The organism is Lacibacterium aquatile, from assembly GCF_042683105.1.
GTDB classification, from domain to species: Bacteria; Pseudomonadota; Alphaproteobacteria; order Elsterales; family Elsteraceae; genus Lacibacterium; species Lacibacterium aquatile.
In genome coordinates, this window is the sequence record NZ_JBHUIP010000012.1 from 494,117 (window position 1) to 508,000 (window position 13,884).

Below are 13,884 nucleotides of genomic sequence, written 5' to 3' on the forward strand. Positions count from 1 at the left end.
CCCTTAGAGCGAGGCTTTGATGAAGTCGGCCGTGCGCCGGATGCCTTCTTCAAGGCTTACCTGAGCTTCAAAGCCCAGCATGTCCTTGGCTTTGCCGATGGAGGGAACCCGTAGTTCGACGTCGGCGTAGTCCTTGCGGATAAAGGTAATCTCGGATTTCGACCCCAAGACGCGGATCACGGTATTGGCGAGGCCATAGATCGTCTCGACACTGCGGGCGTTCCCGATATTGAAGGATTCGCCAATCGCCTGGGGCAGCGTGAGGGCGGCCAACGCCCCATCGACCATATCGTCGACATAACACCAAGCGCGGATCTGCGTGCCGTTGCCGTGAATCTCGATCGTCTCATTCCGCAGAGCCCGCTGAATGAAGGTGCGCAAAGCCCCTTCGCCCACCTGACCGGGGCCATAGACATTGAACGGCCGGACCACGGATGTGCCCAACCCCATCTGCTTGTGGTAGGCAATCGCCAGATGTTCTTCCGCCAGCTTGCTGACGGCATAGGTCCAGCGGGCTTCGCCGACCGCACCAATCACAGTGCGATCAGTTTCCGTCGCGCCCATCGCATGTTGACCGAAGACTTCACTGGTCGAGAAACATAGGACACGCTTTGCGCGCCCCGTCTGGGCCGCCGCCTCCAGGACGTTTGCCGAGCCGACCATATTGACGCGCATCGTATTCACCGGCTTGCGCCCCACCGTGTCGATCCCGGCAACACCGGCGGCATGCACGATATAATCCGCCGAGCCGACCACTTTCGTGACCGCCGCCTCATCCAGCACGTCGCCCTGGACGACCGTCAGTCTGGGGTGACCGGCGACCGGCGAATCCTTCAGGGCATTGCGGCTCATATTGTCAAAGACGATGACATCATTCTCATCCACCAGCCGCTGCGCAATGGTGCTGCCTATGAAACCGGCACCGCCGGTGATGAGGATGGTCTGATTCTTGAGCATGTCTTATCCAATATCCTTCAGCGCCGCGATCACACGGCTATAGTCGTCATCACTCATGCGGGTATGCAGCGGCAGCGCCATGCTGTTGGCAGCAGCGGCCTGGGCACCCGGGAGATCCTCGGGACGATACCCGAAGCGGTCCGCATAGTAACCCAGCATATGCACGGCCTGGGTTCCCGGCCGGGTCTGGATGCCCTGCGCCGCCAGCAGATCCATGATGCCGTCACGCCCGACCGGCGTCAGCGAGGGGTCCACCGACACCACATAGGCCTGCCAGGCATGGCGCCCGCCCTGGGGTTCGGACGGCAGCGTCAGCCAGTTGATCCCGGCCAGCCCTTCGGCATAGCGCCGGGCGCCCGCCGCGCGGGTGTCGATGAAGCGGTTCAGCTTTCCCAGCTGCACCAGCCCGACCGCCGCCTGGATATCCGTCATGCGGTAGTTATAACCGAGGTCGTCGACCGGCGGCATATAGTGCGGCGGCTGCTTCCCGGCTGCGGGATTGAGACCATGGTTGCGCAGAATGGCGACCTTGCTTGCCAGTGCATCGTCATTGGTCGTGACCATGCCGCCTTCGCCGGTCGTGATCGACTTGCGGGGATGGAAGGAAAAAGCCGCGACATCGCCAAGGCCACCGGGCGATTGCCCCTGCACCTGCCCGCCAGCAGCGCAGGCGGCATCTTCGACGATCCGGACGTCCGGCGGCAGGACCGCGCGCAGCGCCATGACGTCTACACACAGACCGAACAGATGCACCGGCACCACCGCCTTGGTGCGCGGAGTCAGGCGCTTCAGGAATTCCTCGGGCGTCGTCAGGAAGCTGACCGGATCCACATCGGCCAGGATCGGCGTTGCCCCGCAATAGAGCACGGCATTCGCCGTCGCGACCCAGGTGAAGGACGGCACAATGACCTCATCCCCCGGTCCGATCCCAAGGGCCAGTAAGGCCAGATGCAGGGCGGTCGTGCAGGAAGTCGTCGCCAACGCATGGGACACCCCGTGCTCCTGGGCAAAGGCCTTCTCGAACGCCAGGGTCTTGGGTCCCTGGACGACCCATCCGGAAAACAGCGGCTCGCGAACGGCCTGCCATTCCTCTTCCCCCAGTTCCGGGACGGCGAGCGGGATAAGTGTCTGGCTCATGACAGTCCGATACTCCGTGGCGGCGCGGCGGGCGAAGGGGTATCAGGTACGATGGGCTTCGGCAAGACGGACCGCGACCAGCGCCCGGCATTTGACGTAGCGGGATCTGCCGCTAATATGCGGCCTCAGCGCTACAGCATTTCCCAAAACATCGAGTCCGAATGCTTCGTCATCTTCTTACCTGGATTGGCATGATTCTGCTGATCACCGCACTGTTCTTCCTGTTGCGCGATGCCTTCCAGTCGATCCATCAGCAGCATGTGCATTTTTCGAGCCTGCGCGACGTCTGGCTGCAGATGCATTCTGCGTCGCTGGAACAGACGCTCGGCGCCATGACCCGCTCGGGCAAGCCGGTGTTAACTGGCATTCTGAACTTCCTGCTGGCTGTTCCCGCCTGTGCCGTGGCCACGCTGTTCGGCGGCTTGTGCTGGATCCTGTCGGCCTCTCTGCCCCGCCGGGTCTGATAGGCCCACCAGTTCAAATAAAAAAGGGCGCCTAGGGCGCCCTTTTTTCTGTCTTTCACGCGCCCCTGACGGGGCCGCTCAAACGCCGCGCGGGCTTAAATAAAAAGGGACGCCAGAGGCGCCCCTTTTTCTTACTTATCGCCGCTGGTCTTGAGCGCTGCGAGGAACGCCGACTGCGGGATTTCGACCTTGCCGAACTGCCGCATCCGCTTCTTGCCTTCCTTCTGCTTGTCCAGCAGCTTGCGCTTGCGGCTGATATCGCCGCCATAGCACTTGGCCAGCACGTCCTTGCGCATCGCGCGCACGCTTTCGCGGGCGATGATGCGGCCACCCAGGGCAGCCTGCACCGCGATCTGGAACAGCTGGGGCGGGATCAGTTCCTTCAGCTTCACGCACAGCGCGCGGCCGCGGGTTTCGGCCTGGCTGCGGTGAACGATGGTGGAAAGCGCGTCGACCGGCTCGCTGTTCACCAGGATCGCCATCTTCACGAGGTCGCCTTCCTCGTAGGTGTCCGGCTGATAATCGAAGCTGGCATAACCACGGCTGACCGACTTCAGGCGGTCATAGAAGTCGAAGACCACTTCGTTCAGCGGCAGGCGATAGGAGATCATCGCGCGGTTGCCGACATAGGTCAGATCGGTCTGGATGCCGCGGCGTTCCTGGCAGAGGGCCAGCACCGCGCCCAGATACTCGTCCGGCACCAGCACCGTCGCCTTGATCCAGGGCTCTTCGATATGGTCGATCTTCACCGGATCCGGCATATCGGCCGGATTATGCATCTCCATCACTTCACCATTGGTGAGGTGGATCTTGTAGATGACCGACGGCGCGGTCGTCACGAGATCGAGGTCGAATTCGCGCTCCAGGCGTTCCTGGATGATTTCGAGATGCAGCAGGCCCAGGAAGCCGCAGCGGAAACCAAAGCCCAGCGCGGCCGAGGTTTCGGTTTCAAACTGGAAGGACGCATCGTTTAGGCGCAGCTTCTGCAGGCTTTCGCGCAGGTTCTCGAATTCCGCGGCATCGGCCGGGAAGAGACCGCAGAACACCACCGGCACCGACGGCTTGAAGCCGGTCAGCGCTTCGGTCGCGGGGCGCTTTTCTTCAGTGATCGTGTCACCGACGGCGCAATCCGCCACCGCCTTGATACCGGCGGTGATGAAGCCGATTTCACCCGGCCCCATCTCCGGAATATTCACGGCCTTGGGCGTGAAGACACCGACGCGGTCGACCTGATAGAGCGCGTGGTTGGACATGAATTTGACCTTGGCGCCCTGCTTCAGCACGCCTTCCTTGACGCGGACCAGCAGCACGACGCCCAGGTAGGGATCGTACCAGCTGTCGACCAGCAGGGCTTTGAGCGGGGCCGTGGCATCGCCGGTCGGCGCGGGCAGCTTTTGCGCGATCGCTTCCAGCACGCCTTCGATATTCAGGCCGGTCTTGGCCGAAATCTCGACCGCTTCGGAGGCATCGAGGCCGATGACATCTTCGATCTGGGTCTTCACGCGCTCGCAATCGGCGGCGGGCAGATCGACCTTGTTCAGGATCGGCACGATTTCGTGGTTGGCATCCAGCGCCTGATAGACGTTGGCCAGCGTCTGTGCCTCGACGCCCTGGGAGGCATCGACGACCAGCAGCGAGCCTTCGCAGGCAGCCAGCGAGCGCGAGACTTCATAGGCGAAGTCGACGTGGCCCGGCGTGTCCATCAGGTTGAAGGTATAGGTCTTGCCGTCCTTGGCCTTATACAGCAGACGGACCGTCTGCGCCTTGATCGTGATGCCGCGTTCGCGCTCGATATCCATGTTATCGAGCACCTGCTCCTTCATCTCGCGCGCGGTAAGACCGCCGCAGAATTGAATCAGCCGGTCGGCAAGCGTGGACTTGCCGTGGTCGATATGGGCGACGATGGAGAAGTTACGGATCAGCGAAAGGTCAGTCATGGGGCATTCTAGCTGGTAAGACGCGCCGCACCATAGGGCGAGGCGTCCTTTGAAGCAAGGTGCGGTTCTCCCTTCACCGTCATCCCCCGCTTCATGCGGGGGATCTCCTCCGGGGCCTGTCCAATTGGAAACAGCACCGTGCGGAAACGCACCCGGAGAAGATCCCGGTGTCAAGCACCGGGATGACGACCTTTTCTTGCGGTCTTGAGACTCAAGCCACCTGGATCTGCCGCTCCAGATGGGCCGTCAGATCGGCGGGCAGTTTCAGCTTATGGGCCAGGGCGTCGAGATAGGCGCGCTCCACCGCCTCATCCGGGTCGATGGCAAGGCGCGAGGCCAGCCAAAGCTCCGCCGCCTGTTCCGGCCCCTGCGCCATGCGGGCAATGTCATCCAGGCTCGGCGGCTTGCCCAGGGCATCGAAGACAAAGGCCTTGTCTTCGGCATCCAGGCCCATCTTGCTCGCCTGATCGAAGATCGCGCGCTGCTCGTCGCTGCCGATATGGCCGTCGGCATTCGCAGCCCCGATCATCGCCAGCACCAGCGACAGTTCGAACGGTCGCCCGCCCGCATCCTGATTGCCGTTGGGCAGGAACTTCGATCCGACGGGCGGTGCATCGGAAGGGATCGCGGCCGGGGCTTCATTGGCCTTCTTGCCTGCCTGCCAATTCTCGTAAGCGCGATAGGCCAACGCACCCAAAGCGGCCGCACCGCCGTAGCCGACGACGCCACCCGCCATCTTGCGCACCTTCTTGGAGCCGAGCAGCAGACCCAGCATGCCACCGGCGGCAAGGCCGCCGCCCATACCGCCCATACCGGATTTCCCGAGGGCGTCCTTGGCCTTGGCCATCATGTCACCGGCCTTGCCGCCTGCGCCCTGGCCGAGAAATTGGTCGAGAAGCCGCTTCGGATCCATCAGTCCCTCCTGGTTATGGAGGCCTGAACATGGGGATGGATAACGGCGTTTTTCAGGGGGAACGCCTCCCAAACGAAAAAGGGCCGGAGGTTTCCCTCCGGCCCTTCGTATCCCAAGCCACGGGGTGGCTTATTTCTTCGGCAGGTCGCCCGACACGCCTTCGACGTACCAGTCCATCGACAGCATTTCTGCGTCGGTGGCGGTCTTGCCGGCAGCGATACGTTCCTTGCCGTCCTTATCCTTCAGCGGGCCGGTGAAGGAATGGATCTTGCCTTCGATCAGACCCTTCTTCACGGCTTCGGCCGCATCGACGACTTCCTTCGGCATCACCGGGTTATACGGCCCGATTTCGACCATGCCGGTATCGAGGCCACCCCAGATGTCGCCCGACTTCCAGGTACCATCGAGCACCGCCTTGGTGCGTTCGACATAATACTTGTCCCAATTGTCGATGATCGAGGTCAGGTGAGCCTTGCCACCGAACTTCGCCATGTCCGATGCCTGACCGAAGGCATAGACGCCGCGCTTTTCGGCTTCCTGAATCGCGGCCGGGCTGTCGGTGTGCTGGGTGATGATGTCGGCACCCTGGTCGATCAGCGCCTTGGCAGCAGCGGCTTCCTTGCCCGGATCATACCAGGAATTGACGTAGATGACCTTCACCTGGGCGTCGGGACGTTCCTTGCGGAGCGCGATGGTGAAGGCATTGATGCCCGAGACGACTTCGGGGATGGGAACCGAGGCCACATAGCCGACGATGCCCGACTTGGTCATCTTGCCCGCAATGGTGCCGATGACGGTGCGGCCCTCGTGGAAGCGGGCGGCGTAGGTCGCGACGTTGGCGGCGCGCTTGAAGCCGGTCGCATGCTCGAAGAAGACCTTCGGATTGCGCTGCGCCACCTTCAGGGTCGGCTCCATGAAGCCGAAGGAGGTGGTGAAGATCAGGTTGTTGCCCTTGGACACCAGCTGCTGAATGACGCGCTCGGCGTCGGCGCCTTCCGGCACGCTTTCGACATAGGTGGTCTCGACCTTGCCCGGGAAGGCCTTCTCGATGGCCAGACGACCCACGTCATGGCGATAGGACCAGCCATGATCGCCGATCGGACCAACGTAAATGAAGCCGATCTTGGTCTTATCCTGCGCCACTGCTGGCGCTGCCGAAGCCAGCGCCAGGGCTGCTGCGCCCAGCACCACGGATTTGAATAGAGTTTTCACCGCTCCCCACTCCTTTTAAGTTCGTCAGACGTGATTATCGATCAGGATAGAATATCTTGCCGATGCTGGCAGGCGCATTGAGCTTGATCCGCGATTCATCGCGCGAAATCAGCACCAGCACCAGCACGGTGGCAAGATAAGGCAGCATCGCCAGCACCTGGGAGGGGATCGCCACCCCCAGGCCCTGAAGATGAAGCTGTGCAATCGTGATGCCGCCGAAGAGATAGGCCCCCAGCAGCACCCGCGCCGGGCGCCAGGTGGCGAAAACCACCAGCGCAAGCGCGATCCAGCCGCGCCCGGCCGACATATTCTCCGCCCACATCGGGGTATAGGACAGCGAGAGAAACGCTCCCGCCAGACCCGAGCAGGCGCCGCCATAAAGCACCGCCGCCAGCCGCACCTTACGCACGCCATAGCCGACCGCATGGGCCGCTTCCGGGTTCTCGCCAATCGCCCGCAGCACAAGGCCCGCGCGGCTCTTGTAGAGCAGCCAATGGGTGAAGACGACCAGAGCCAGCGACAGGATCACCAGACCATCGACGCCCAGGATACGCGGCATTCCCTCGATGGGATGGCCGACAAATTCCTTGCCCGCCAGCGCCGACAGGCCGACCCCGGCGAGGGTGAGCGCCAGCCCTGTCGCCACCTGATTGGCCAGCAGCCCCAGCGTCAGCAGCGCGAATAGCGTCGCCATCGCCATGCCACCCAGGGCGCCAGCGAGGGTCCCGACAAAATAGCTGCCGGTGGTCGAGGCTACGGCAAAGGCAGTCACGGCGCCGACCAGCATCATGCCTTCGACGCCCAGGTTCAGGACGCCCGATTTCTCGGTCACCAGTTCGCCCGTCGCGGCCAGCAGCAGGGGCGTTGCGGCCATGGCGACAGAGATCAGGATGGAAAGGGTCAGGTCCATCAGGCAGCCTTCCCCTTGGCAAAGACGAGGCGCGGGCGATAGCGCAGCAGCACGTCCGTCCCCAGCAGGAAGAACAGCAGCATGCCCTGGAAGACGCTGGCCGCCGCCAGGGGCAGGCGCATGGTCACCTGCACATTCTCACCCCCCAGATAGGAAAGCGCGAGCAGCAGGGCCGCCAGCAGGATGCCGATGGGATTGAGGCGCCCCAGGAAGGCGACGATGATCGCGGTGAAACCGTAACCCGGCGAGACCGACGGCATCAGCTGCCCGATGGGCCCCGACACCTCGATCATGCCCGCCAGACCCGCCAGCGCGCCGGACACCAGCAGACAGAACCAGATGATCTTCTTGGCGGAGAAACCGGCAAAGCTGGCCGCCGCCGGGGCAAGGCCGATCACCTTGACCTGATAGCCGATGAAGGCACGGGACAGCAGGACCGTGGCCGCTGCCACCACCAGCAGGGCGGCGAGTGCACCCAGATGCAGGCGCGATCCTTCGACCAGCACCGGCAGCAGGGAGTCGGCACCGAACATGCGGCTCTGCGGGAAGTTATAGCCTTGCGGGTCGCGCCAGGGACCCTGCACCAGCAGGGCGAGCCACAGCTGCGCGACATAGGTCATCATCAGGCTGACCAGGATCTCGTTGGCATGGAAGCGGGTACGCAGGAAGGCCGGGATCGCGGCATAGGCCGCGCCCCCTGCAAGACCAGCCATCAGCATCAACGGCAGGGTCCACCAGCCCTCATCGCCCCAGAAAGCCAGGGCGACGCCGCCCGCGCAGATCGCGCCGACCGTGAGCTGCCCCTCGGCCCCGATGTTCCAGACCCCGGCGCGGAAGCCGATGGACAGACCGACCGCGATCAGGGCCAGCGGGGTTGCTTTGACGCCCAGTTCGGTCAGGCCATATTCGGTCGAGATCGGATCGATGAAGAAGCCATGCAGCGCCTGCCAGGGATTGAAGCCTAAGATCGCGAACAGGATCGCGCCTGCTACAACGGTCAGGAAAATCGCCAGGATCGGCGTGCCATAGATCGCCCAGGCGGGTGTCGACTGGCGGGGAATAAGATCAAGCCGCATCACTATCCCCGGCAAAATTACCGCCCATCATCAGGCCCACACGTTCCACACTCAACTCGCTCAAGGGCAGGGCTTCGGACAGGCGGCCATGATAAAGCACAGCCATCTTGTCACTGAGCGCAAACAGCTCATCCAGATCGGTCGAAATCACGACGAGGGAGGTTCCCTTGCGCGCCAGATCCAGCAGCGCCTGATGGATCTGCGCCGCCGCGCCCGCATCCACGCCCCAGGTCGGATTGGCGCAGATCAGCACCTTGGGCGTCCGCCCGATCTCGCGCCCCATGATGAATTTCTGCAGATTGCCACCCGACAGGCGGCGGGCCAGGGCGGCTGGGCCGGTGGCTGCGACCCGGAAAGCCCGGATAACCTTTTCAGCGGCGCTGGTCGCCTCGGCGGGCTTGATCATGCCCTTCTGCACCAGCGCACCATCCTGCCAGCCCGACAGCAGCATATTGTCCGCAAGGCTCATATCCGGCACGGCACTGCGGCCCAGACGCTCCTCGGGTACATAGGCAAGGCCCAGCCTGCGCCGCTCGGCCACATCCAACTGCCCCATGAACTGCCCATCGAAGCGGATGGTATCGGGCTCGACCAGACGCTCGCCCCCCAAGGCCGACAGCAGCTCGCCTTGCCCCGATCCGGCCAAGCCTGCGATGCCCAGAATCTCGCCCGGTCGCACCTGGAAATCGATGCGCTGCAGATCGACGCCGAAGGGCTGATCGGCGGGCAGGGTCATGGTGCTGACTTTGAGACGGAAATCCCGCCCCTGGATCTTGTGGCTGCGGTCTGGTGGGGTCAGCAAGCCGCCGATCATCATTTCCGCCAATTGCTTGGCCGAAACCTCGCGCGGGTTCGCGGTGCCGACCACCTTGCCGCCGCGCAGGATGGTCGCGCGTTCGCACAAAGCCCGGATCTCGTCGAGCTTATGGCTGATATAGAGGATGGTGCAGCCCTCGGACGCCAGCTTGCGCAGGGTCTCGAACAGGGTGTCGGCTTCCTGTGGGGTCAGAACCGAGGTAGGCTCGTCCATGATCAGCAGGCGCGGTTCCTGCAGCAGGCAGCGCACGATCTCCACCCGCTGCCGCTCCCCGGTCGAGAGCGCATGCACCGGGCGGTGGGGATCGAGTGCAAGGCCATAGCGGGCCGCGACCTCGGAAATGCGGGCAGGCAGTTCCTTGCCGCCCTGATCGGCGGGCAGGGCCAGGGCGATATTCTCGGCGACGGTCAGCGTCTCGAACAGCGAGAAATGCTGGAACACCATGCCGATCCCGGCGGCGCGGGCAGCGGCAGGACCATCGAAGGCAACGGCCTCGCCTTCCCATTCGACCGTTCCGGCATCGGCCGCCAGCAGGCCATAGACGATCTTGACCAGCGTCGACTTACCGGCGCCGTTTTCGCCCAGCAGCGCATGGATCTCGCCCGGCAGCAGCGACAGGGAGACGTCGTCGTTCGCCCGTGTGCCGGGGAATTGTTTGGTAATGCCGGACAGGCGCAGGCGCGGTGCGTCCGTTCCCTGGTCACTCATCTCCCCGCCGCCTCCCCTGCCTTATTTTTGTCCAGTCGGTCAAAGTTTACGCTGGCATGAGGCGGGCGGGTCTGCAATGCGAAACCCGCCTTACCAGCGGAAGACGGACGCGACATACGTCGGCGTCGCCTGTTCCTCTTTGGCCAATTGCGAAAGCCGTGCCAGATCGGGCAGATGCCCCGGCTTGGCCCCCAGTTCGTTGGCATGCACACCGCCCGCGATCAGCAAACTGTCGCAACCCGCGCGGTTGGCGCCCTTGATATCGGTCTTGAGGCCATCGCCGATGGCGAGCACGCGCTTGGGGTCGGAGAGGCCCAGATCCTTGAAGCAGGTCTGATAGACGCCCGGGTGCGGCTTGCCGTGATAGCGGACCTTGCCGCCGCCCTTTTCGTACCAGTCGGCCAGCAGCCCGGCGCAAACCTCGACCTTGCCGCGCGTCACGATGGTGATGTCGGGATTGGCGCAGACCATCGGCAGGCCCTTGGCCAGCGCAGGCTCCAGCACCGGTAGCGCGGTTTCCAGGGTCTCGCCCAGCTCGACGCCGGTATTGATGACATAATCCGCCTCGCGGACATCCATGACGCGGGTGCCGGGCACCCCGTGCAGGATGTTCACATCGCGCGGCAGGCCCAGCAGGAAATACTTCTGCCCCAGGCTCTTATAGAAATCGTCGGGACGAGTGCGCAGATGGGTGCGCGTATCCTCGCCCGAGGTCAGCAGATGATTATAATCATCATCGGCAAAGCCCATTTCGCGCATGCGGATCTGCACATCGGCCGAGGGGCGCGGGGCGTTGGAAAGCAGCACCACGTGCTTGCCCGCCGCCTTCAACGCCAGCAGCGCCGCCCGGCTGTCGGGATAGGGCGAGGCGCCGTCATGCAGCACACCCCAAAGGTCGATGATGAAACCGTCATAGGCGTCGGCGATTTCCGCGACACCCGCAATCGTGCGAATCATGGGTCAGTTACCGGTAAAGGATCTCGGACTTGCTCTCGGCGGGACGGGATGCCCCAAACAGCGCGCCTTGTCCATAGTCGACTGCAAAATCGAGCAGATCGACAAGTTCATTATCCGCCACAACGCCCGAGACCATGATGTCGATGGCTCCGGTATCGAGCTTGCGCTTCAAGGCACGCGGATCTGAGATCTTGCCGTGTTTGGCCAGCAGCATATGCGCCGGGATCTTCACGGTGCGGAAACCCTTGTTCGACAGATCGCTGACAAAGAGGTCGAGGTTGGACACCTTATCCAGCACAAAGCGGAAGCCGAGACCGCCCAGAGCCGTCACATCGGCATCGGTGCGAGCGTCGAAATGGAAAACGTCCTGCTGTCCGATGGAGAAAGAGAGCAGGCCGGCCAGATCGCGATTTTCCTGCATAAACCCTAAGAAGTCGGCGAAGAAGGCGCGGTCACGCAGGGTTTCGCCCGCGATCGGGCAGATATAGCCGATGGTCGCCTTCTGGCGGCGCATGCGGCGCACGAACTGGACCGAGCGCACCAGCAGCATATTGTTGATGGTTGCGGCCAAGCCCGCGCGCTCCGCCACCGCGGCATAGGTTTCCGGCGGCACGGACAGGCCTTCGGCGGTACGCACCGTCGCCTGACATTCCCAGACGGCAAGACGGCGCGAGGGCAGCGACACGATAGGCTGTAGCGACAGCTCCATCCGCTCCTCGGCCAGGGCCTCGCGCACCACGTCGAGGATCACCTCCTCGTCGCTGCGGGTGTCGGCGTAATCCATCGGCTCACCTTCGGGCTCGGGCGCGAAGGCATTGGAGAGCGGCGGCAGCCCGGCAGGCATCTGGGTACCCGAAGCAGGACCGATGGGCGCGATGCCCGATCCGCCAGCTGCGGCCGGACGGGCGGCTGCCGGTGCAGCAGCAGAGCGCGCGGGGCCGGTGCCGATCTGATTGACCAGCGTCTTCAGCATCCGCATCTCGGCGACAACGGTCTCGATCTCCGCAGCATCGCCGCCGGCAGCGCTGGCGGCGCGCTGGCCATCCCGCAGTGCACGGACTTCCTCACGCAGTAGCGACATCTGCTCCAGCAGGGCGCGGAAGCGGGTACGGGTCTGATTGGCCTGACTGCGGCGGGTGATGATCTCCTGCACCAGGAAGCCACTGATCAGGATGATCACCCCCAGCAGGATGCCCAAGGTATTGGCATCGAGCACCGGCCCATCGCCCAGGACCGACGGCGCGGCAAACATCACGACAAACGCAACTGCCGCATAAGCGATGGGGGCGATGAAACCGAGCATGCGTCAGAACCAATCCGGGAAGATATGCAGGCCTGTCGCCTCATCCAGCGGAAGCGGGGCGATGCGGGTGACGGCGCTCAAGGGCAGGTCGCCATAGAGATGGGGGAAAAGAATAGCGCCGCGTGAGGCGGACCCTTCCCATTTGATATCGGCGGCCAGCGGTTCGGCATTCACTTCCACGAGCAGCAGATCGGCTTCGCCCGCGCGGTGTTTCGCCGCACTCTGCTTGATGGCGGCAGAGGTCGAGAAATGCAGGAACCCGTCGCGGCGATCCTCGGGCGATCCCCGATAGACGCCCGCAGCCTCGGCTGCCTGCCATTCCTTAGCCCGTGCAAGATGATAGATCAGGGTTTCGCTCATGCTCGGCACCATAACGATCCACGCCCTTAAACGAAAGGGTTGCAATCGAAGTTCCACCCCAACCGCAGCCAAAGCGGCTTGCTCCGCCGCGCAGGGCCAGCTATAAGCCGCTTAGTCCTTGGGGAGTAGCCGCCGCCATTTTTGGTGGGTTCGCGTCAACACACTTGGCCTTGTTTCAAAAGGCTATGGCGCGATCGGGCCAGACATGGGTGCAAACCCTGTCCAGCAACTGGCGAGACCAACGGTACAGCAGATGACAGCCCGAGCCGGGCGGCCATTTTGCAGTTCCGTTCGTCTTGAGTTCAGTCGCCCGGCTCGCGTTTGGTTATGGACAGTTTCCTTCTTTCTACCGCCGCTTCGACCGCTGCCGTCGCTATTGCCGAAATTGGCGATAAGACCCAGCTGTTCGCCTTGATTCTGGCGTGCCGGTACAATCGACCCTGGCCAGTGGCCTGGGGTATTTTGATTGCGACGATTGCCAATCATCTGCTTGCCGGGGCTGTCGGCGCCTTGGTCGCCACCCGTATTCCCTATGATTATCTGCAATGGGGCGTCGGCCTGTCCTTCATCGTCATTGCCGCCTGGACCCTCATCCCCGACAAGGTGGACGATGACGACCAGAAAGATCGCCGCTTCGGCCCGTTCCTCGCCAGCCTGATCGGCTTCTTCATGCTGGAGATGGGCGACAAGACCCAGATCGCCACCGTGATGCTGGCCGCCGACCTCAAACCCTTTGCCGCCGTGATGATCGGATCGATCTTCGGCATGATGCTTGTCAATCTGCCCATCGTCTTCGCAGGCCGTGCCATGAGCGCGAAAATCCCACTGCACGTCACCCGCAAGCTGGCGGCGGCTCTGTTTGTGGTGCTGGGCGTGCTGGCGCTGCCGATCTGGCGTTCATAAATGATCGGTCATCCCAGGACTTGATCCTGGGATCTTGTGTAGCCGCACCGCGTAGAGAGTCTTTAAAGCGTCTCGACGCGGTCTGGCCACGGGAGATCCCCGGATCAAGTCCGGGGATGACGTGCTTTATTCTCTGAGGCATTGCCCCAAAAGAAAACCCCGCTGCCGGGACGCTGGCAGGCGGGGTTAAGGCTCGGAAGGGTTCGAGCAGGACACCGCATGTGCCGCTC

13 protein-coding genes and 1 riboswitch are annotated in these 13,884 nt (G+C 63.2%); of the genes, 2 read left to right on the forward strand and 11 right to left on the reverse strand.

Annotation, left to right across the window (positions count from 1 at the left end; translation table 11 throughout):
• Positions 1–3 precede the first annotated feature (3 nt).
• Both ACFSM5_RS13925 and ACFSM5_RS13930 read right to left on the reverse strand, forming a co-directional pair.
• Complete coding sequence (locus tag ACFSM5_RS13925) at positions 4–957, reverse strand: NAD-dependent epimerase/dehydratase family protein (protein WP_379877038.1); 954 nt, start codon at positions 955–957, stop codon at positions 4–6.
• Positions 958–960: 3 nt separating this feature from the next.
• The gene (locus ACFSM5_RS13930; protein WP_379877039.1) at positions 961–2,094 is read right to left on the reverse strand and encodes a DegT/DnrJ/EryC1/StrS family aminotransferase; all 1,134 of its coding nucleotides are present in this window, start codon (positions 2,092–2,094) and stop codon (positions 961–963) included.
• A gap of 161 nt (positions 2,095–2,255) precedes the next feature.
• Between ACFSM5_RS13930 and ACFSM5_RS13935 the strand changes: the two genes are divergently transcribed.
• Entirely contained in the window at positions 2,256–2,558 is a 303-nt protein-coding gene (locus ACFSM5_RS13935; protein WP_379877040.1) for a hypothetical protein, read from the forward strand.
• 131 nt (positions 2,559–2,689) lie between these two features.
• On the opposite strand, the gene lepA is transcribed toward ACFSM5_RS13935, so the two are convergent.
• From lepA to ACFSM5_RS13980, 9 genes are all read right to left on the reverse strand, one after another.
• Positions 2,690–4,495 carry a translation elongation factor 4 gene (gene lepA / locus ACFSM5_RS13940; protein WP_379877041.1) on the reverse strand — a complete coding sequence of 602 codons (1,806 nt, stop codon included), beginning with the start codon at positions 4,493–4,495 and terminating at the stop codon, positions 2,690–2,692.
• A gap of 211 nt (positions 4,496–4,706) precedes the next feature.
• Positions 4,707–5,408: a tellurite resistance TerB family protein gene (locus ACFSM5_RS13945; protein WP_379877042.1), complete on the reverse strand. Its 702-nt coding sequence runs from the start codon at positions 5,406–5,408 to the stop codon at positions 4,707–4,709.
• A gap of 129 nt (positions 5,409–5,537) precedes the next feature.
• Positions 5,538–6,620 carry a BMP family ABC transporter substrate-binding protein gene (locus ACFSM5_RS13950; RefSeq protein ID WP_379877043.1) on the reverse strand — a complete coding sequence of 361 codons (1,083 nt, stop codon included), beginning with the start codon at positions 6,618–6,620 and terminating at the stop codon, positions 5,538–5,540.
• Positions 6,621–6,654: 34 nt separating this feature from the next.
• Positions 6,655–7,530 carry an ABC transporter permease gene (locus ACFSM5_RS13955; protein WP_379877044.1) on the reverse strand — a complete coding sequence of 292 codons (876 nt, stop codon included), beginning with the start codon at positions 7,528–7,530 and terminating at the stop codon, positions 6,655–6,657.
• Positions 7,530–8,606, reverse strand: a complete 1,077-nt coding sequence (locus ACFSM5_RS13960; RefSeq protein WP_379877045.1) for an ABC transporter permease — start codon at positions 8,604–8,606, stop codon at positions 7,530–7,532. The genes ACFSM5_RS13955 and ACFSM5_RS13960 overlap by 1 nt, the downstream gene beginning before the upstream one ends.
• Positions 8,596–10,131 carry an ABC transporter ATP-binding protein gene (locus ACFSM5_RS13965; protein WP_379877046.1) on the reverse strand — a complete coding sequence of 512 codons (1,536 nt, stop codon included), beginning with the start codon at positions 10,129–10,131 and terminating at the stop codon, positions 8,596–8,598. Before ACFSM5_RS13965 ends, ACFSM5_RS13960 begins: the two co-directional genes overlap by 11 nt.
• A gap of 90 nt (positions 10,132–10,221) precedes the next feature.
• A complete protein-coding gene (locus tag ACFSM5_RS13970) occupies positions 10,222–11,088 on the reverse strand; it encodes a TIGR01459 family HAD-type hydrolase (protein ID WP_379877047.1) in 867 nt (288 codons plus the stop codon).
• Positions 11,089–11,095: 7 nt separating this feature from the next.
• Positions 11,096–12,391 carry an EAL domain-containing protein gene (locus ACFSM5_RS13975; protein ID WP_379877048.1) on the reverse strand — a complete coding sequence of 432 codons (1,296 nt, stop codon included), beginning with the start codon at positions 12,389–12,391 and terminating at the stop codon, positions 11,096–11,098.
• Between the two features lie 3 nt (positions 12,392–12,394).
• The gene (locus ACFSM5_RS13980) at positions 12,395–12,751 is read right to left on the reverse strand and encodes a DUF952 domain-containing protein (protein ID WP_379877049.1); all 357 of its coding nucleotides are present in this window, start codon (positions 12,749–12,751) and stop codon (positions 12,395–12,397) included.
• A 107-nt stretch (positions 12,752–12,858) separates the two neighbouring features.
• Positions 12,859–13,055, forward strand: a riboswitch (yybP-ykoY riboswitch).
• A gap of 23 nt (positions 13,056–13,078) precedes the next feature.
• On the opposite strand from ACFSM5_RS13980, the gene ACFSM5_RS13985 reads away from it, so the two are divergent.
• Positions 13,079–13,654: a TMEM165/GDT1 family protein gene (locus ACFSM5_RS13985; RefSeq protein ID WP_379877050.1), complete on the forward strand. Its 576-nt coding sequence runs from the start codon at positions 13,079–13,081 to the stop codon at positions 13,652–13,654.
• Positions 13,655–13,884: the final 230 nt, after the last annotated feature.